Below are 17,665 nucleotides of genomic sequence, written 5' to 3'. Positions count from 1 at the left end.
TTCGGATCTATATCAGGCGTCTCTGGTATACTGGATCATCTGCTTTCGCGGATGATGACAGCAGGAGAATACGGCGAATGCCCGCCCCTCACGCACTCAGCGCGTAGGAATCTTCGACCACATAGGGCCCGCCGCCGGTCGAAGCGCGCGAGGAGAACAGCACGAAGCGCGAAGCCCAGAACGTGCGGCTCGGGAAATAGCCGCGCACCGAGAGATAATCGGCAACGTCCTGGCTCGAGGCGTCATGCAGCCGCGCCAGCGTCACATGGGGAATGAATTTGCGCCCCTCCGGATCGAGCCCGAGCCGCTGCATCAGCCTTTCGAGCTCGGCCTGCAGCTCGATCAGCGGCCGGCTCGGCTCGACGGAAGCGACCACTGCGCGCGGTTTCTTGCCGCCAAAGCTCTGCAGCCCCTGCACCTTGACTTCGAACGGCTTGCGGTTGACCCGAAACAGCATCGAGGCGATTTCATTCGCCGACATGCCGTCGATATCGCCAATGAAGCGCAAGGTGACGTGATAATTTTCGGGATCGATCCAGCGTGCGCCGGGAAGGCCGCCACGCAAATTGGAAAGGCTCTGGCCGATCTCGGCCGGAATTTCCAGTCCAGCAAACAAACGCGGCATCGCAAAATCCTCGATGCGAGGCGCAAGCTTGAGGCTTGCGCCTGGAAGCAAACCCGGTGACGAATCACCGATTACCAATTCCTACCCGACTTATGTGACCCTGCGAAGCACGCGGCGCGAGCACTCCGCAATGGTACGGGAAAAGCTTGGGGTAACCTCATTCGTTGCTGCTTTTTTCAACTCCGCTGCCGAGAGATCGTGCCAACAAATGCCTCCATCATAGGCAGAATATTCTTCACGATAATGTCGACACCCTCGGCTGTCGGATGAATTCCGTCGGCCTGGTTGAGCTTGGCCTCACTCGCAACCCCCTCCAGGAAAAACGGGTAGAGCGGCACGCCGAACGATTTGGATAGCTCCGGATAGATGGCGTTGAAGCGCGCCGCATATTCGCTGCCGTAATTGGGCGGCGCCAGCATCCCGCACAAGAGAACGGCGATGTTGCGCGCCTTCAGCCGGGTCAGGATATCGCTCAGCGCCGCGCGGGTGACGGCGGGATCGATCCCGCGCAAGGCGTCGTTGGCGCCGAGTTCGAGAATGACCGCCTCGGTTCCCTCCGGGATCGACCAGTCCAGCCGGTCGCGACCGCCGGACGTGGTGTCGCCGGACACCCCGGCATTGATCATGTCGACCTTTATCCCCTTGTCGCTTAACGCTTTTTGCAGGCGGGCGGGGAATGCTGCCGGCGCAGACAGGCCGAGGCCAGCACTCAAGGAATCACCGAGGACGACCATTTTGACCGGTTTGGCGGGTGCAGTGGCCGGGGCTTGCGTCTGGGCCAAAGCCGGCCCGGCCGTCATCAAAGCCACAATCAACACGCGTATGTGCGCAAACATCCGTTTCAAGCCCTCGACCCGAGCGGTGGAAGTGCCATATGACCGAGCCATGGACAGTCTCATCGAACCCTCTTCACTGACCGGCGTCGGGCCGGACACCATTTCCATCTCCAACGTCAACCTCTCGCTCGGCACAGGCGCCGCCCGCGTTCATATCCTGAAAGATATCAGCCTTCGTGTGGCATCCGGCGAGGCGATCGGCCTGATCGGGCCGTCAGGTTCGGGCAAATCGACCTTGCTGATGGTGATGGCGGGGTTGGAACGTCCTGACAGCGGAGAGGTGGTGGTCAACGGCACGCCGTTCAATGCCCTCGATGAGGACGCGCTGGCCCGCTTCCGCGGTCGCCAGGTCGGCATCGTGTTCCAGTCGTTTCACCTGATCCCCACCATGACGGCGCTGGAAAACGTCGCCGTGCCGCTGGAGCTTGCCGGCAGTCCCGACGCAGCGGAGCGCGCGGCGAAGGAATTGACGTCGGTCGGCCTCGGCGAGCGCCTGCATCATTACCCGACCCAATTGTCCGGTGGCGAACAGCAGCGCGTGGCGCTGGCTCGCGCCCTGGCACCCGATCCCGCCATTCTCGTCGCCGACGAGCCGACCGGCAATCTCGATGAAACCACCGGCAAGCAGATCGTCGACATGCTCTTCACCAAGCATGCCGAGCGGGGCATGACGCTGGTGCTGGTGACGCACGACAGTTCGCTGGCGCAACGCTGCGACCGGGTGGTGCGGCTGCGCTCCGGCCGTATCGACGGGCACTCATGACCACGATTTCCGAGCCGGTCTACAAGAGCCGTGCATCCTCGCTGGCGCTGCGCTACGCGCTTCGCGAGTTGCGCGGCGGCCTGCGTGGCTTTTACGTCTTCATCGCCTGCATCGCGCTCGGCGTCATGGCAATTGCCGGCGTCGGCTCGGTGGCGGCAAGCCTTAGCGAAGGTCTGACCCGCGAGGGCCGAACATTGCTCGGCGGCGATGTTGCATTCTCGCTGATACAGCGCGAAGCCAAGCCGGAGGAACTCGCTTTCCTGCGCGCGCGCGGCCAGGTGTCCGTCGCGGCCGCGCTGCGGGTGATGGCCCGCGCCAGCGACGGCAAGCTGGCGCTGGTCGAGCTCAAGGCGGTCGACGGCAACTATCCGATGCTCGGACGGTTGACGCTTGATCCCCAAATGCCGATGTCGGATCTGCTGGCTGAACGCGATGGCGCCTTCGGCGCGGCAGTCGATTCCACCCTGCTGGCGCGGCTCGATCTCAAGCTCGGCGACCGCATCGGCATCGGCAACGCTACTGTCCAGATTCGCAGCGTGGTTGGCGCCGAACCGGACAAGCTCGCCGGCAATGTCGGCCTGGGTCCGCGCGTTCTGGTCAGCGAAACCAGCCTGCGCGCCAGCGGATTGCTGCAGCCGGGCAGCCTGGTGCGCTGGATGTACCGGGTAAAACTGCCGGACAATGCGGCCGACGAACGCGCCGCCGCCCAGTTGGTCAACAGCGCCCGGAGCGCCTTGCCGGAAGCCGGCTGGTGGATCCGCAGCCGCGACAATGCCTCGCCGCAGCTTGAACGCACCATCAACCGCTTCACCCAATTCCTGACGCTGGTTGGCCTCGCCGCCCTTCTGGTCGGCGGCGTCGGCGTCGCCAACGCCGTCAAGAGCCACATCGATCGCCGACGCGACGTCATCGCCTCGTTCAAGGCGCTGGGCGCCACCGGCCGCGACGTCTTCACCATCTACCTGACGCAGGTGATCGTGCTCGCCGGAATTGGCTCGCTGATCGGGCTCGCCGCCGGCGCGGCCTTGCCGTTTGCCATCGTCGGCGTATTCGGCAAATTGCTGCCGCTGCCGGTGATCCCTGCCCTGCACGCCGACGAACTCGCGCTGTCGTTCCTCTACGGTCTGCTCACCGCGCTCGCCTTCGGGCTCTGGCCGCTCGGCCGGGTGCACGACGTGCCGGTCGCCGCATTGTTTCGCGAAGAGGTTGCCCGCGAATGGCACCGCCCGCGCTGGAGCTATCTCGCGCTGATAGCCGTGGTGATTGCACTGCTAGTCGCGGTCGCGATCGGGCTGGCCTATGACAAGCGGGTCGCCGCCGTATTCGTCGTCGCTTCGGTTGCGGTGTTTGCACTGTTGCGCGGCGTCGCCGCCGGCCTGATGGCGCTGGCGCGGCGCCTGCCGCGGTCCAGCATCACCATGTTGCGGCTGGCGATTGCCAATATTTACCGGCCCGGCGCGCTGACGCCCTCGGTGGTGATGTCGCTCGGGCTTGGGCTCGCGGTCCTCGTCACCATTACCCAGATCGACGGCAATCTGCGCCGGCAGTTCCTGGCCGCGCTGCCGGAGCGCGCGCCCTCGTTTTACTTCATCGACATCCCGACCGCCGACGCCGACCGCTTCGGCGCCTTCCTCAAGCAGATCGCGCCGCAATCTAGCGTCGACGACGTGCCGATGCTGCGCGGGCGCATCGTTGCCGCCCGCGGCGTCAAGGCGGACGAACTCAAGCCCTCGCAGGATACCGAATGGGTGCTGCAGAGTGACCGCGGCCTGACCTATACCGGCGAAGTTCCAAACGGCTCGAAGGTGGTCGAAGGTGAATGGTGGAGCGCGGACTACAAGGGGCCGCCGCTGGTCTCGCTGGAGAAGAAGATCGCCGACGGGCTGAAGCTCAAGATCGGCGATGAGATCGTCGTCAACGTACTCGGCCGCGACATCCAGGCCAAAATCAGCAATCTGCGTAACGTCGATTGGCAGGGGCTCGGCATCAATTTCGTGCTGGTGTTCTCACCCAACGCCTTCAAGGGCGCGCCGCACAGCCATGTCGCGACCCTGTCCGAGGTCCACCCCGACCCGGCCGGCGACGCCCGAATCATCAAGCAGGTGGCGGACGCCTTTCCGATGGTGACCAGCGTTCGGGTCCGCGAGGCGCTCGAGACCGTCGGCACCGTCGTTACCAACCTCGTGCTCGCCATCCGCGGCGCCAGCGCCGTGACGCTGATCTCGGCAATCCTGGTGCTCGGCGGCGCGCTCGCCGCCGGCCATCGCCACCGGGTCTACGACGCGGTCATCCTGAAGACGCTCGGCGCAACCCGGGCACGTCTGCTCGGGGCCTATGCGCTCGAGTACCTCCTGATCGGCCTCGCCACGGCCATATTCGGCGTCATCGCGGGCTCGATCGCGGCCTGGCTGATCGTGACGCGGCTGATGACGCTCAGCTTCATCTGGCAGGCCGGCAGCGCGGCCGGGGTGGTCGCAGCCGCCCTGATCGTCACGGTGGGGCTGGGGCTCGCCGGCACGTTGTTGGCATTGAACCAGAAGCCGGCCAGCGTGTTACGGAATTTGTGACAATTTGTAGCGGCGGAGGCAGGGGTTAACACTGCTTTTACCCGGAAAAAGCTGGCAGAAGCGACATTCAGCCGCGCGTGGAAGCTTGCGTCGAATGTGTTAGTTTCCCACATACCAGCCAAGATCAGTGGCCGGGTTGATGACGTAAGATTAACGTCGGCAGATCGGGACATCTGAGATAGAAATCTAACCGGCGCCGCAAACCCCTTGCGCTCCGCCGGGCAACCAACGGGAATTCGACCATGTCGGACCTAGACCGTAACTACGTATCTCCTTTCGGCCGGGCCGCCGGACGCGTTGACGCCGCGGCCGTCGATGCCGGTCTGCGCGCCTACATGCTGCGCATCTACAACTACATGAGCATCGGCCTGGCCATCACCGGCCTTGCGGCGCTCGGCGTCTACATGGCCGCCGTGACCACCGACCAGGCCGGCGCCGCCGCCCGGTTCGGTAACGCCTTCCTGACGCCGTTCGGCTACGCGATGTATGTCAGCCCGCTGAAGTGGCTGTTCATTCTCGCGCCGCTGGTGATGGTGTTTGCGATCTCGGCCGGCATCAACCGGCTGCGGCCCGCGACCGCCCAGATGCTGTTCTGGGTGTTCTCGGCGCTGATGGGCATTTCGCTTTCGTCGATCTTCCTGGTGTATACGCACACCTCGATCGTTCGGGTGTTCTTCATCACCGCGGCGACCTTCGGTGCGCTGAGCCTTTATGGCTACACCACCAAGCGTGACATGAGCGGCATGGGGTCGTTCCTGTTCATGGGTCTGATCGGTGTCATCATCGCGAGCCTGGTCAACCTGTTCCTGGCGAGCTCGATGCTGCAGTTCATCGTCTCGGTGGTCGGCGTGCTGGTGTTCGCGGGCCTCACCGCCTGGGATACCCAGCGGCTGAAGAACGAGTACATCTATGGCTACGCTTCGGGAGGCGCTGACGTTGAAGAGCGTGCGGCGATTACCGGTGCACTGTCGCTCTACCTGAACTTCATCAACCTGTTCACGCTGCTCCTGCAGCTCCTCGGCCAGCGCGACTAGCCGCTGCCGGACCCAGGTTCAAGAGCTGAAGCCCCGGCCTCGCGCCGGGGCTTTTCTTTTGCTCAGTGCCATGCCCGGGCTTGATCCGGGGCATGGCGGAAAGACCGTTGATCGAGATTTGTCTGCTGGTATCTTTTTGCCATGTCCGCTCCCGAAATCCGGCCCGCCACCGAGGTCGACCTCTCCGCCATCACCGAAATCTATGAACATGCGGTGCGCTACGGCACTGCGACGTTCGAGCTTGTACCGCCCGATCTCGCCGAGATGACCCGGCGGTTCAGAGCCCTGTCGGATGGCGGCTTTCCGTATTTGGTCGCCGCCGTCAAAGGCCAGGTGATCGGATATGCCTATGCCGGACCTTACCGGCCACGGCCGGCCTACCGCTTCACGGTGGAGAATTCGGTCTATTTGAAACCGGCCACGCACCGGCGCGGCATCGGCCTGCAACTGATGCAGCGGCTGATCGCCGAATGCGAGGCGCGCGGCTACCGGCAGATGATCGCGGTCATCGGCGACTCCGCCAATGCCGCCTCCATCGGCGTTCACGCCAAATGCGGTTTCCAGATGATCGGGACGCATCCCAGCGTTGGTTTCAAGTTCGGCCGCTGGCTCGACACGGTTATGATGCAGCGCGCGCTGGGTGAAGGCGCAACGACGCTGCCGACGGATTGAGAAGGTTTCGTAGCCCGGATGGAGCGAAGCGCAATCCGGGTTTCTTCCAGCGCGATAAACCTGCCCCGGATTTCGCTGCGCTCCATCCGGGCTACGAACCGCTCGTCAAACCACCGCCAGCTTGCGGTCGATCACCAGCAGCACGCGTTCGAGTTCGTGGCCGCGGCGCAGGATCAGTCCGGTCGCCGAGATCACGCTGTACATGCCCTGCTTGCGCGCAAGCCGCGGATCTTTCTCGATGCGATAGATCGGAACTTCGGAAGCGCGGCGAAATACGGAGAACACCGCGCGGTCTTTCAGAAAGTCGATGGCGTAGTCGCGCCACTCGCCGTCGGCGACCATGCGCCCATACAGATTGAGGATACGGTTGAGTTCGAGGCGATTGAACGTGACGCGATTCGGCGGCGGGCTCGCAGTGGCGACGCGCGCCACTGCGCGGCTATCGCTTGGATCGGTCTCCTCCGATATCAGAGTCATGGAGCGGCCTCCTGTCATCCTATTTACATGATCGCGCTAACGGCAGAGCGCCGCAAGGGGGTTGTAAATACGAAAGAAACCGCGGCGAATGCCCGGTATCAGCCGGAAATATCGATTCACGGGATCGTTAGCGGAATCTTATTGCTGCCCTACTTCTGCCAACCGTCCGCCCCGCTAGATTGCGAAAAGAAAATCCTGCGTTGGCCCGGTCCTTTCGGTTCCGGATTCCTCAGCCCCCAGCCCCCCGGGGCCGTCGGGATCGGGCCTGTTCGCAGAGGGAGTTAATCCCGATACTGGGCCAACGAAAGTTGGTCCTTTTTCGTTTCTGGGGACTGCTCTCGCCAATGTCCCGCGCGGCTCGACTTCGCCGATTATACGCAACTGATTCAAGGTGAGAGAAAAGTTAGGCCTCGTAGCCCCGATGGAGCTTGGAGCTAACTAGCGCAGCGCCGTCATGGCGGCGCCGAGCATCGCGCCCGGCTTGTCGCGACTGCCGTCCTGGACGTAGACGACCGCAGCGTCCACGCCGTCGCGGGAAATATTTTCAAGCGGAATGGTCCAGCTGCCCGAACCGCCGTTCCAGTCGCCGACCTTCACGAGGTTGCGTACCACGTTGTAGTAGGTGAGTTGTTGGCCGCGATTCTCGCCGCGCCCGATCGAGATCGGCACCGCCTTTGAGACCGAGCAGATCCAGACTTCGCCGCGGCCCGCCGTCGGCACCTTGCTCGCCTCTACTGAGACGTTGAGCAGTTTGCCCGACAACGTCATCTTCACCGGCACCGACATCACGCCTTCAGCCTTGCCGGTATTCTTGATGGCCCCTTCGATGGCGGCGCGATCGCTGCCGATCACCTGCGCCGAGCCATTGACGATCATCTGCGGCGTGTAGAGGTTACGGTCGCCACGCACATGCGAATAGGCCTTCTGACGCGCGCTAAAACGCGAATCCGCCAGCGTGTCCTTCCAGCCAAGATAATCCCAGTAGTCGATGGGCATGCTCAGCGCGATGATGGACGGATCCTTGGCGAGTTCGCCGACGATCTGGTCGGCCGGCGGACACGACGAACAGCCTTGCGAGGTGAACAATTCGACCACGGCACGCGGTTCGGCATGAGCAGGGCGGATGATGGCGATGATCGCGCAGACGCCGAGCGCACCGGACCATCGCGATATGCTGTTGTAGGCCATCATCGCTGTCATCGTGCGAACCGGGCGTAGCGTTTTCCATCCGTATTTGTACGGGGCATGATCTGATATCCCAAAGGCGCACCCCAGACGCACGAAAGCGGCCTTGTCATAGGCCGCCTTCTCCTTGCTCGCCACTCACTTCGAAGTGAGGCATCGATCACAAATCCGCGTTAAGCCGCGAGTTTGCGCAGCACATAATGCAGAATGCCGCCGTTTCGGTAGTACTCGAGCTCATCGAGGGTGTCGATGCGGCAGAGCAGCGGCACGCGCTGCAGCGAACCGTCGCCGGACACGATCTCGGCCGTCAGGGTTTGGCGCGGCTTCAAATCACCCTGGAGCCCGCGAATCGTCACCGTCTCGTCGCCCTTGAGGCCGAGCGATGTCCACGACGTGCCGTCTTCGAAGGTCAGCGGCAACACGCCCATGCCGACCAGGTTGGAGCGATGGATGCGCTCGAAGCTCTGGCAGATCACGGCGCGGACACCGAGCAGACGGGTGCCCTTCGCGGCCCAGTCGCGTGAGGAGCCGTTGCCGTATTCGGCGCCGGCGAACACCACCAGCGGCACGCCCTCCGCCTGGTACTTCATCGCGGCGTCGTAGATCGGCATCTGCTCACCGTCGGGCCAGTGCTTGGTGAGGCCGCCTTCCGGAATATTGCCGTCGGCGCCCTTCAGCATGAAGTTCTTGATGCGGATATTGGCGAACGTGCCGCGCATCATGATCTCGTGGTTGCCGCGCCGCGTGCCGTACTGGTTGAAGTCGGCGGGTCGCACCTGGTGCTCGCTGAGGAATTTGCCGGCCGGCGAAGTCAGCTTGATCGAGCCAGCCGGCGAGATGTGGTCGGTGGTGATCTTGTCGCCGAACAGCGCCAGAATCCGCGCATCGATAACGTCCGCGATCGGATCGGGCTGCTTCTTCATGCCCTCGAAATAGGGCGGGTTCTGCACATAGGTCGAGCTCATATTCCAGCGGTAGGTCTCGCTCTCGACCGTCTTGATCTTGCGCCAGTTGGTATCGCCCTTGAACACGTCGGCGTAGCGCTTCTTGAAAATCGTGGCTGTCACGAACTTCTTCATGAAGGCGTTGATCTCCTTCGTGGTCGGCCAGATGTCCTTCAGGTACACCGGCTTGCCGTCCTTGCCGGTGCCGATCGGCTCGACCGCGAGATCCTTGGTCACGGTGCCGGCCAGCGCATAGGCGACAACCAACGGCGGCGAAGCCAGATAGTTCGCCTGCACATCCGGTGAGACGCGGCCTTCGAAATTGCGGTTACCCGACAGCACGGCCGCAGCAACGATGCCGTTGTCGTTGATCGACTTTGAAATTTCCTCCGGCAGCGGGCCGGAATTGCCGATGCATGTGGTGCAGCCGAAGCCGACCAGGTTGAAGCCGACCTTGTCGAGATCCTTCTGCAGGCCGGAATTGGCCAGATATTCCGCAACCACCTGGCTGCCCGGAGCGAGCGAGGTCTTCACCCACGGCTTGGCCGTCAGCCCCTTGGCGGCGGCGTTGCGCGCCAGCAGGCCCGCGCCGATCAACACGCTCGGGTTGGAGGTGTTGGTGCACGAGGTGATCGCGGCGATCACGACGTCGCCATGGCCGAGATCGAAATCCCGGCCCTCGACCGGATAGCGCGTCGCAGCCGCGTCGGGCTTCTTGTACTCGCTGGCGAGCGCGGTCGCGAAGCCGGTGGCAACCGAGGGCAGCGCGACGCGGCCCTCGGGGCGCTTCGGACCGGCCATCGACGGCACGACGTCCTTGAGATCGAGCGTCAGGGTTTCCGTGAACACCGGATCGGCCGATTTCGCCGCGCGGAACAGGCCCTGCGCCTTGGCGTAGGCCGCCACCAGCGCGACACGGTCGGCCTTGCGGCCAGAGGTCTTGAGATAATCGATGGTCGCGGCATCGACCGGGAAGAAGCCGCAGGTCGCGCCATATTCCGGCGCCATGTTGCCGATCGTCGCCTTGTCCGCGACCGAGAGATAGTCGAGGCCGGGGCCGAAGAACTCGACGAACTTGCCGACCACGCCCTGCTTGCGCAGCATCTGCGTGACGGTCAGCACGAGGTCGGTCGCGGTGACGCCTTCCTTGAGCTGGCCCTTCAGCTTGAAGCCGACCACTTCCGGTAACAGCATCGACAGCGGCTGGCCGAGCATGCAGGCTTCCGCCTCGATGCCGCCGACGCCCCAGCCGAGCACGGCAAGGCCGTTGACCATGGTGGTGTGCGAGTCGGTACCAACCAGCGAATCCGGGTAGGCGACCTCGAAGGTGCCGGTCTTCTTGCCGACCGTCATTTTCTCCTTCTTGGTCCACACCGTCTGCGCCAGATATTCGAGATTGACCTGATGGCAGATGCCGGTGCCGGGCGGCACCACGGAGAAATTCGAAAACGCCTTCTGGCCCCATTTCAGGAACTCGTAGCGCTCCTGGTTCTGCTTGTATTCCTCGACCACGTTCTTGCCGAACGCCTTGTTGTCACCGAAAAAGTTGACGATGACGGAGTGGTCGATGACGAGGTCGACCGGCACCAGCGGGTTGATCTTCTCGGCATCGCCGCCGAGCGCCTGCATCGCGTTGCGCATCGCGGCGAGATCGACCACCGCCGGCACGCCGGTGAAATCCTGCATCAAAACGCGCGCCGGGCGGAACGCGACTTCATGCTCGAGCTTACGCTTCCGAAGCCACTTCGAAACCGCGACGATGTCTTCCTTCTTGACCGTGCGGTCGTCCTCGTTGCGCAGCAGATTTTCGAGCAGCACCTTCATCGAATAAGGCAGCTTGGAAATTCCCTTCAGACCGTTCTTCTCGGCGGCGGGCAGGCTGTAATAAACGTAGGTCTTGCTGCCGACCTTGAGGGTCTTGCGGCATTTGAAGCTGTCGAGCGAGGTCATGTCAGAAAATCCCAAATTCTAGTTATACCCGGCAAGGGTATTTAAACACCGTCAGCGGTAGGCTGGCTTCTTGGCTTGCAGCCGCCGATTGTGTGCTGCATCAAGTTCCGGGCTTATAGAATCTTTCTAGAAGCGCCGCCACAGCGACAAACGTGCTGCAGCAATGCGGTACCCACAAATTCTGACGCGGTACCCATCAATTTCAGAGGGCTGTGACGAAGCAAAATGCGGCTCTCGGGGCGCCAAATCAGTTGTGTCAGAGGCGGCAGAGAAGTGTTCTCGAACCTCGATTTCGAGGCCGCTTCCGGCGAAGTGCTCGCCGTGGTCGGCCCGAACGGCTCGGGCAAGACCTCGCTGTTGCGCCTGATCGCGGGTCTTTTGGTGCCGACCGGCGGAGCAATCGGCCTGGAAGGTGGCGAGGCCGAGCTGACGCTGCCGGAGCAATCTCACTATCTCGGCCATCGCGATGCGCTGAAACCTGCGCTCAGCGTGCTCGAGAACCTTGCGTTCTGGCGGGATTTTTTGGGCGGCGACATCGGCGATGCCAGCCAATGCCTCACCGCCGTCGGGCTCGGCCATGCCACGCATCTCCCGGCAGCCTACCTCTCGGCGGGCCAGCGGCGGCGGCTTTCGATCGCCCGGCTGCTGGCGGTGCGCCGGCCGGTCTGGCTATTGGACGAGCCGACCTCGGCGCTCGACATCGCCGGACAGGAATTATTCGTGGGCGTCATGCGGGAGCATCTCGCCGGCGGCGGGATCATTGTTGCGGCCACCCACACCCCGCTCGGAATCGAGGCGAGCGAGCTGCGCATGGGGGCAAAGAGGTGACTTTGCAGTTGATGCTCCCGCAAATTGTCGTGCGGCGCGGCGCCGCTCTCTCCGTTCCCTCCCCCCTTGCGGGGTCCGAGGCGAGCGAAGCTCGCTCTCGAGGTCAGGGAGAGGGGTGCCACGCGACGCGCTCTCTCAAGCTGGCCCGTCGCAATTCTGCTCAGCGCTTCTATCGAACAGCTTTTCCGGGGCCACCCCTCTCCCCCGCCCTCCCCCGCAAGGGGGGAGGGAGCGAGCTGAACACGCGGCTCCAGTGGAGTGCACAAAACACACGCTTGGGGCGCCTCCCATGACCGCCCTCGCCGCACTAATCCGCCGGGATATCAAAATCGCGCTGCGCGTCGGCGGCGGGGCGTTGATTGGGGTGCTGTTTTTCCTCACCGTCACGGTGCTGATGCCGTTTGCGATCGGGCCCGATCTGCCACTATTGGCCCGGCTCGGCCCCGCAATCCTCTGGCTCGGCGCGCTGCTGGCGAGCCTGCTCACGCTCGACCGGCTGTTCACGGCCGACCATGAGGACGGCTCGCTCGACCTGATCGTGATGGGCCGGACACCGCTGGAACTCGCTTGTGCGGCGAAAGCGCTGGCGCATTGGCTCGCTGCCGGCGTGCCGCTGATCGTGGCGACACCCGTGCTCGGGCTGTTGCTCAACCTCGACGCCGCGGCGACGTCGGCCGTGGCGCTGACCCTGCTGGTGGGAACGCCGGCGCTGACGTTCACGGGCATGATCGGCGCGGCGCTCGCCGTGACATTACACCGCGGCGGCCTCTTGCTCGCGGTGCTGGTGCTTCCGCTATCGATCCCCGTGCTGATCTTCGGCGTTGCAGCCTCGCAGGCGGCCATTACCGGCCCGCTGTCGTTTGGAACTCCGTTTTCGATCCTTTGCGCGCTCTCGCTGGTTACTTTCGTGGTCGGACCGTTTGCCGCTGCGGCCAGCCTGCGGCACGGTCTGGACTGAATTGTTGACGCCGATCAACTCTGGCGGAGGCGATGCGAAACAAACCATGCCGCATTGCCTGCTTCGCCGCTGACGACTATCAGGATGCCATGACGCTGATCGACCTCGCCAATCCCTCGAAATTTCTCGCGCTGACGGCGCGCGTATTGCCGTGGCTGGCGGGCGCGACCGCGATCCTTTTGCTGGTCGGTTTCTATCAGGCGGCGATGGCCCCCGACGATTACCAGCAGGGCGCCACCGTGAAGATCATGTTCATCCACGTGCCGAACGCGTGGCTTTCGATGTTTGTGTGGGGCGTCATGAGCATTGCCGCGCTGGGCACGCTGGTATGGCGGCATCCGCTTGCTGACGTTGCCGCCAAGGCTGCGGCACCGATCGGCGCGGCGTTCACGTTTCTGGCGCTGGTCACCGGCTCGCTATGGGGACGGCCGATGTGGGGCACCTATTGGGAATGGGATGCGCGGCTGACCTCCGTCTTGATCCTGTTCTTGATGTATCTCGGCCTGATGGCGCTGTGGCGCGCGGTGGAGGACCCGTCCCGTGCGGCGCGGGCCGCCGCCGTGCTGACACTGGTCGGCGCGATCAACCTGCCGATCATCAAATTCTCGGTCGACTGGTGGAACACGCTGCATCAACCGGCATCCGTGATGCGGATGGCCGGATCGACGCTCGATAAGGCGTTCCTGATTCCACTGCTCGTGATGGCGGTCGGATTTTCGCTTTTGTTCGTGACGCTGCACTTGGCGGCAATGCGCAACGAGATCCTGCGCCGGCGGGTGCGCAGCTTGCAGATGATGCAAGCCAGCCAGCAGGCGGCATGACGCGATGTCACTCGGCCCCTACGCTTCCTTTATCGTGACCTCCTACATGCTGGTGGCGGCAGTCGTGCTGATCCTGATCGGCTGGATCACGCTCGACTATCGCCATCAGAAGGAGCGCCTGCGCGAACTCGATGCCTCTGGCGTGACCAGACGCTCCGGCCGCCAGGCCACGGACATCCGATGAGCGCGCCAGTAACATCCGATCAGCCACGCAGTCGGCGCTGGATCGTAGCGCTGCCGCTGATCGGCTTTATCGCTGTCGCCGCACTGTTCCTGCTGCGGCTCTACGGCGGCGATCCCGCAAAAATCCCTTCGGCCCTGATCGGCCGGCCGGCGCCGCAAACCACGCTGCCGGCGCTGGAGGGCCTCGTCCATAACGGGACGCCCGTCCCCGGCCTCGACCCCGCGGTATTCAAGGGCAAGGTCTCCGTCGTCAATGTCTGGGCCTCCTGGTGCGTGCCCTGCCATGACGAGGCGCCGCTGTTGACCGCGCTGGCGAAGGATACGCGAGTGCAGATCGTCGGCATCAACTACAAGGATTCACCCGACAACGCCCGCCGCTTTCTCGGCCGCTACGGCAATCCGTTTGTCGCCGTCGGCGCCGATGGCAACGGCCGCGGCTCGATCGAATGGGGCGTCTATGGCGTGCCCGAAACTTTCGTGGTCGGTCGCGACGGCACCATTCGCTACAAGCTGGTCGGACCGGTGACGCCGGCCAATCTCGACAGCGTGCTCAAAGTAGAGATCGAGAAGGCGTTGAAGGCGGGGAGCTAACGACAGTCCGAGGCGCATCGAAGATGCGAAACGTCAGGTGCGCGGTTGCGCACCGGGGAATCTCGAGATCCGGGTTCATCGCTGCGCGATGCCCCGGAATGACGAGGAGAGCATTGGCGCAAATAATCTTGCGCTTTTATCTGCCGTTCATATCGCAGCCATGGCGCCGCCACGAATCCGCAGCTAGTTTTATCGCGTTACTTGAACCGTCCTGGGAGGGACACTCATGCGTCATTTCACGCTCGCTTCTCTTCTCGCTACCGCACTGACCCTGGGGCTGCTGATGGCAACGCCATCGATGGCCCAGACCGCACAGCCCGCGACCAAGTCCGACAGCAAAATGGCCCCGCCCGCTTCGGAATCGAAGATGGCTCCTGCGCCGAAGGCCGAGCTGCTCGACATCAATTCCGCGACCGCCGAGCAGCTCGACGCGCTGCCGGGCGTCGGTAAGGCTTATTCGGAGAAGATCATCAAGGGCCGCCCGTACAAGGGCAAGGACGAACTGGTGCAGAAGAGCATCGTCCCGCAGGCGACCTACGACAAGATCAAGGACAAGATCATCGCCAAGCAGAAGAGTTGACGTTTTCTTGCTGACCTCTCCCGCTTTGCGGGGTCGAGACGAGCGAAGCTCGCTCTGAGGTCGACGCGCGCAAGCGCGTCGGGTGGGGGAAATCTATCCACGAGCAGACTGTGCGGAGGGACCCCCACCCAGCCCTCCCCCGCAAGCGGGAGAGGGAGAAGAACTCACCCCTTGCTTATATCACCCGCTTCGGCCTCGCTGACCTCCAGCGAGGCCGGCTCCAGATGATAGCGCTTGATCAGCGGCATCTGCGTCACGGCAAACAGCATCGTCAACGGCACCATGCCGAAGACCTTGAAGGCGACCCAGAAGTCGGTGCTTTGGGTGCGCCAGATGATCTCGTTCAGCACCGCCATGGCGAAGAACCACAACGCCCAGCGCGCGGTCAGGATGCGCCAGCCGTGCGGGGTGAGGTTGAACATCTGGTCGAACATGATGGCGATGAAGGAGCGGTTGAACAGCAAACCGCCAGCGAGAATGGCGGCGAACAGCGTGTAGACGATGGTCGGCTTCATCTTGATGAAGGTCTCGTCATGCAGGATCAGCGTCAGCGCCCCGAACACGATGACCACCACCGCCGTGACGATCGCCATCATCGGTATATGCCGCGTCACCATGTATGACGCAACCATTGCAGCCAGCACCGCCACCATGAACACGCCGGTGGCGACGAACAGGTTGGACTTCGCGTTGGCGACGAAAAAGATGAGAAGGGGACCAAGCTCGGTCGCAAGCTTGAACAGCGGGTGCGGTACTTTCTTGTCCATTACTCGATTCCTGCAATCGCGTTGGCGAAATCCCGTGCCGTGAACGGCGCGAGATCATCGATGCCTTCGCCGACACCGATGAAGTGTACCGGCAGTTTGAACTTCTCCGCCAGCGCCACCAGAATCCCGCCGCGCGCGGTGCCGTCGAGTTTCGTCATCACAAGCCCGGTGACGCCAGCGGTACGATGAAACGCCTCGACCTGCGACAGCGCATTTTGTCCCACCGTCGCGTCGAGCACGAGCAGCACCGCATGCGGGGCTGACGCATCGACCTTCTTGATGACGCGAACCACCTTTTCGAGCTCGTTCATCAGCTCGGCCTTGTTCTGCAGCCGTCCCGCCGTATCGACCAGCAGTACGTCGAGCTTCTGTTCCTTCGCCGCGCTCAGCGCGTTGAAGGCGAGGCTGGCTGAATCAGAGCCCTGCGCTCCCGCAACGACCGGCGATTTGGTGCGCTCGCCCCACACCTTGAGCTGCTCGATTGCGGCCGCACGGAACGTATCGCCGGCCGCCAGCATCACCTTGCGGCCCTCGGCGCTCAGTTTCGCGGCAAGCTTGCCGATGGTGGTGGTCTTGCCGGAGCCGTTGACGCCGACCACGAGAATAACAAAAGGCTTTTGCGCCGTGTCGATCTCCAGCGGCTTTGCCACCGGCGCCAACACCTTCTCGACCTCGGTTGCGACGACCGTCTTTACCTCGTCGGCGGAAATCGCCTTGTCATACCGGCCCGCCCCGACGGCATCCGCGATCCGCACCGCCACCGCGGTGCCGAGATCGGCGCGCAGCAGCACATCCTCGATATCGTCGAGCATGGCGCGGTCGAGCTTGCGCTTAGTGACGAGGTCGGCCACGGCCGTGCCGAGCGAACTCGAGGTCCGCTTCAGACCGCTCGAAAGCCGCCGCCACCAGCTCAGTTTTGGAGTTCCAGGAGTGGTATCGCTCATGTCGGGGACGTGTTAGCGGTTTCGCGCCATGAGCGGAAGTCACAACAAATTCTTTGATGTTCCCGGGACATCCTTTGATGTTCCCAGGGCATCGTTTGATGTCCCTGGCTTAACGGCAGACGAAATCCTGGCCCGCGTGCTCCATCGCGACGGACTGATGCTGGTCATCGACAAACCCGCCGGACTGCCGGTACATCGCGGCCCCAAGGGCGGCGCCAATCTGGAAGCTTCCTTCGATGCCTTGCGATTCGGCCTGCCGCGGCCACCGGTGCTGGCGCACCGGCTCGACAAGGATACATCAGGCTGTCTCGTGCTGGGACGCCACCGCAAGGCCACCGCCTCGCTCGGCCTGTTGTTCAAGCACGGCAAAGTCGGAAAGACCTATTGGGCCGTGGTCGAGGGCGGACCTGCCGAGAATGAAGGCACCATCGATATGCCATTGGGCCGGCTGAACGCCGAGCGCGGCTGGTGGCAGAAGCCGGACCCGGAAGGCCAGAAAGCCATCACCACCTGGAAAGTGCTCGGCCGCGGCGACGGCCTCGCCTGGCTGGCGCTGGAACCCGTGACCGGCCGAACGCATCAACTGCGCGTGCACACATCAGCGATGGGCTGGCCGATCGTCGGCGACAATATTTACGGTAACGGCCCCCGCTTCGGCGAGCCGATCCTGCATCTGCATTCCCGCGAGATCGTCGTGCCGATTTCGAAGAACAAGGAGCCGGTGCGCGTGGTGGCGCCGGCGCCGGAACATATGCGGGAGAGGTTGCGAAAGTGTGGGTGGAACGGAGAGTAGCAGGTTCGCAGGTAAGCACGGCGCCCCAACTACCGCTGTCATCATCCGCGAAAGCGGACGATCCAGTATTCCAGAGACGTCCGTGATGAACCGCGGGGGCCGCGGCGTACTGGATCGCCCGGTCAAGCCGGGCGATGACAGCAGAAT

Annotated in this window: 18 protein-coding genes; 11 read left to right on the top strand and 7 right to left on the bottom strand. The window is 63.3% G+C overall.

Going from position 1 to position 17,665, the window contains the following annotated elements; genetic code table 11:
• Positions 1 to 88 precede the first annotated feature (88 nt).
• The gene (gene thpR / locus IVA95_RS06355) at positions 89 to 625 is read right to left on the bottom strand and encodes an RNA 2',3'-cyclic phosphodiesterase (RefSeq protein WP_028348494.1); all 537 of its coding nucleotides are present in this window, start codon (positions 623 to 625) and stop codon (positions 89 to 91) included.
• A gap of 176 nt (positions 626 to 801) precedes the next feature.
• Positions 802 to 1,425, bottom strand: a complete 624-nt coding sequence (locus IVA95_RS06350) for an arylesterase (RefSeq protein ID WP_346657986.1) — start codon at positions 1,423 to 1,425, stop codon at positions 802 to 804.
• Positions 1,426 to 1,510: 85 nt separating this feature from the next.
• Between IVA95_RS06350 and IVA95_RS06345 the strand changes: the two genes are divergently transcribed.
• From IVA95_RS06345 to IVA95_RS06330, 4 genes are all read left to right on the top strand, one after another.
• Positions 1,511 to 2,224: an ABC transporter ATP-binding protein gene (locus IVA95_RS06345; protein ID WP_247509736.1), complete on the top strand. Its 714-nt coding sequence runs from the start codon at positions 1,511 to 1,513 to the stop codon at positions 2,222 to 2,224.
• Positions 2,221 to 4,791, top strand: coding sequence for an FtsX-like permease family protein (locus IVA95_RS06340; RefSeq protein WP_247509735.1), 2,571 nt, complete (start codon positions 2,221 to 2,223; stop codon positions 4,789 to 4,791). Before IVA95_RS06345 ends, IVA95_RS06340 begins: the two co-directional genes overlap by 4 nt.
• A gap of 242 nt (positions 4,792 to 5,033) precedes the next feature.
• Positions 5,034 to 5,825: a Bax inhibitor-1/YccA family protein gene (locus tag IVA95_RS06335; RefSeq protein WP_213250939.1), complete on the top strand. Its 792-nt coding sequence runs from the start codon at positions 5,034 to 5,036 to the stop codon at positions 5,823 to 5,825.
• A 141-nt stretch (positions 5,826 to 5,966) separates the two neighbouring features.
• Positions 5,967 to 6,497: a GNAT family N-acetyltransferase gene (locus IVA95_RS06330; RefSeq protein ID WP_247509734.1), complete on the top strand. Its 531-nt coding sequence runs from the start codon at positions 5,967 to 5,969 to the stop codon at positions 6,495 to 6,497.
• A gap of 105 nt (positions 6,498 to 6,602) precedes the next feature.
• Here the strand turns inward: IVA95_RS06330 and IVA95_RS06325 are convergent, their stop codons facing one another.
• The 3 genes from IVA95_RS06325 to acnA all read right to left on the bottom strand — a co-directional run bounded on the left by IVA95_RS06325 (position 6,603) and on the right by acnA (position 11,053).
• Positions 6,603 to 6,974 carry a DUF2794 domain-containing protein gene (locus IVA95_RS06325; protein ID WP_213250935.1) on the bottom strand — a complete coding sequence of 124 codons (372 nt, stop codon included), beginning with the start codon at positions 6,972 to 6,974 and terminating at the stop codon, positions 6,603 to 6,605.
• 438 nt (positions 6,975 to 7,412) lie between these two features.
• Positions 7,413 to 8,174, bottom strand: a complete 762-nt coding sequence (locus tag IVA95_RS06320; protein ID WP_247509733.1) for a DUF1223 domain-containing protein — start codon at positions 8,172 to 8,174, stop codon at positions 7,413 to 7,415.
• A 158-nt stretch (positions 8,175 to 8,332) separates the two neighbouring features.
• A complete protein-coding gene (gene acnA / locus IVA95_RS06315; protein WP_247509732.1) occupies positions 8,333 to 11,053 on the bottom strand; it encodes an aconitate hydratase AcnA in 2,721 nt (906 codons plus the stop codon).
• Between the two features lie 225 nt (positions 11,054 to 11,278).
• Here acnA and ccmA point away from each other — a divergent pair, with 225 nt between their 5' ends.
• From ccmA to IVA95_RS06285, 6 genes are all read left to right on the top strand, one after another.
• A complete protein-coding gene (ccmA, locus tag IVA95_RS06310) occupies positions 11,279 to 11,881 on the top strand; it encodes a heme ABC exporter ATP-binding protein CcmA (RefSeq protein ID WP_247509731.1) in 603 nt (200 codons plus the stop codon).
• A 289-nt stretch (positions 11,882 to 12,170) separates the two neighbouring features.
• Entirely contained in the window at positions 12,171 to 12,839 is a 669-nt protein-coding gene (gene ccmB / locus IVA95_RS06305) for a heme exporter protein CcmB (RefSeq protein ID WP_247509730.1), read from the top strand.
• Between the two features lie 89 nt (positions 12,840 to 12,928).
• Positions 12,929 to 13,660: a heme ABC transporter permease gene (locus IVA95_RS06300; protein ID WP_247509785.1), complete on the top strand. Its 732-nt coding sequence runs from the start codon at positions 12,929 to 12,931 to the stop codon at positions 13,658 to 13,660.
• Between the two features lie 4 nt (positions 13,661 to 13,664).
• The gene (gene ccmD / locus IVA95_RS06295) at positions 13,665 to 13,844 is read left to right on the top strand and encodes a heme exporter protein CcmD (protein ID WP_213250925.1); all 180 of its coding nucleotides are present in this window, start codon (positions 13,665 to 13,667) and stop codon (positions 13,842 to 13,844) included.
• On the top strand, positions 13,841 to 14,434 hold the full coding sequence (locus tag IVA95_RS06290) for a DsbE family thiol:disulfide interchange protein (RefSeq protein ID WP_247509729.1): 594 nt from the start codon (positions 13,841 to 13,843) through the stop codon (positions 14,432 to 14,434). The genes ccmD and IVA95_RS06290 overlap by 4 nt, the downstream gene beginning before the upstream one ends.
• 226 nt (positions 14,435 to 14,660) lie before the next feature.
• Positions 14,661 to 15,014 (top strand): helix-hairpin-helix domain-containing protein, encoded by a 354-nt coding sequence (locus IVA95_RS06285; RefSeq protein ID WP_247509728.1) that lies wholly within the window; start codon positions 14,661 to 14,663, stop codon positions 15,012 to 15,014.
• Between the two features lie 164 nt (positions 15,015 to 15,178).
• Here IVA95_RS06285 and IVA95_RS06280 read toward each other — a convergent pair whose 3' ends face one another.
• Positions 15,179 to 15,781, bottom strand: coding sequence for a septation protein A (locus IVA95_RS06280; RefSeq protein WP_247509727.1), 603 nt, complete (start codon positions 15,779 to 15,781; stop codon positions 15,179 to 15,181).
• On the bottom strand, positions 15,781 to 16,725 hold the full coding sequence (ftsY, locus tag IVA95_RS06275; protein WP_213250916.1) for a signal recognition particle-docking protein FtsY: 945 nt from the start codon (positions 16,723 to 16,725) through the stop codon (positions 15,781 to 15,783). The genes IVA95_RS06280 and ftsY overlap by 1 nt, the downstream gene beginning before the upstream one ends.
• A gap of 157 nt (positions 16,726 to 16,882) precedes the next feature.
• On the opposite strand from ftsY, the gene IVA95_RS06270 reads away from it, so the two are divergent.
• Positions 16,883 to 17,518 (top strand): RNA pseudouridine synthase, encoded by a 636-nt coding sequence (locus tag IVA95_RS06270; RefSeq protein ID WP_247509726.1) that lies wholly within the window; start codon positions 16,883 to 16,885, stop codon positions 17,516 to 17,518.
• Positions 17,519 to 17,665: the final 147 nt, after the last annotated feature.

It is taken from the genome of Bradyrhizobium sp. 157, from assembly GCF_023073815.1.
Taxonomy (GTDB): Bacteria; Pseudomonadota; Alphaproteobacteria; order Rhizobiales; family Xanthobacteraceae; genus Bradyrhizobium.
The sequence above is the reverse complement of the archived record's forward strand: the minus strand, read 5'-3'. Positions and strand labels throughout refer to the sequence as shown.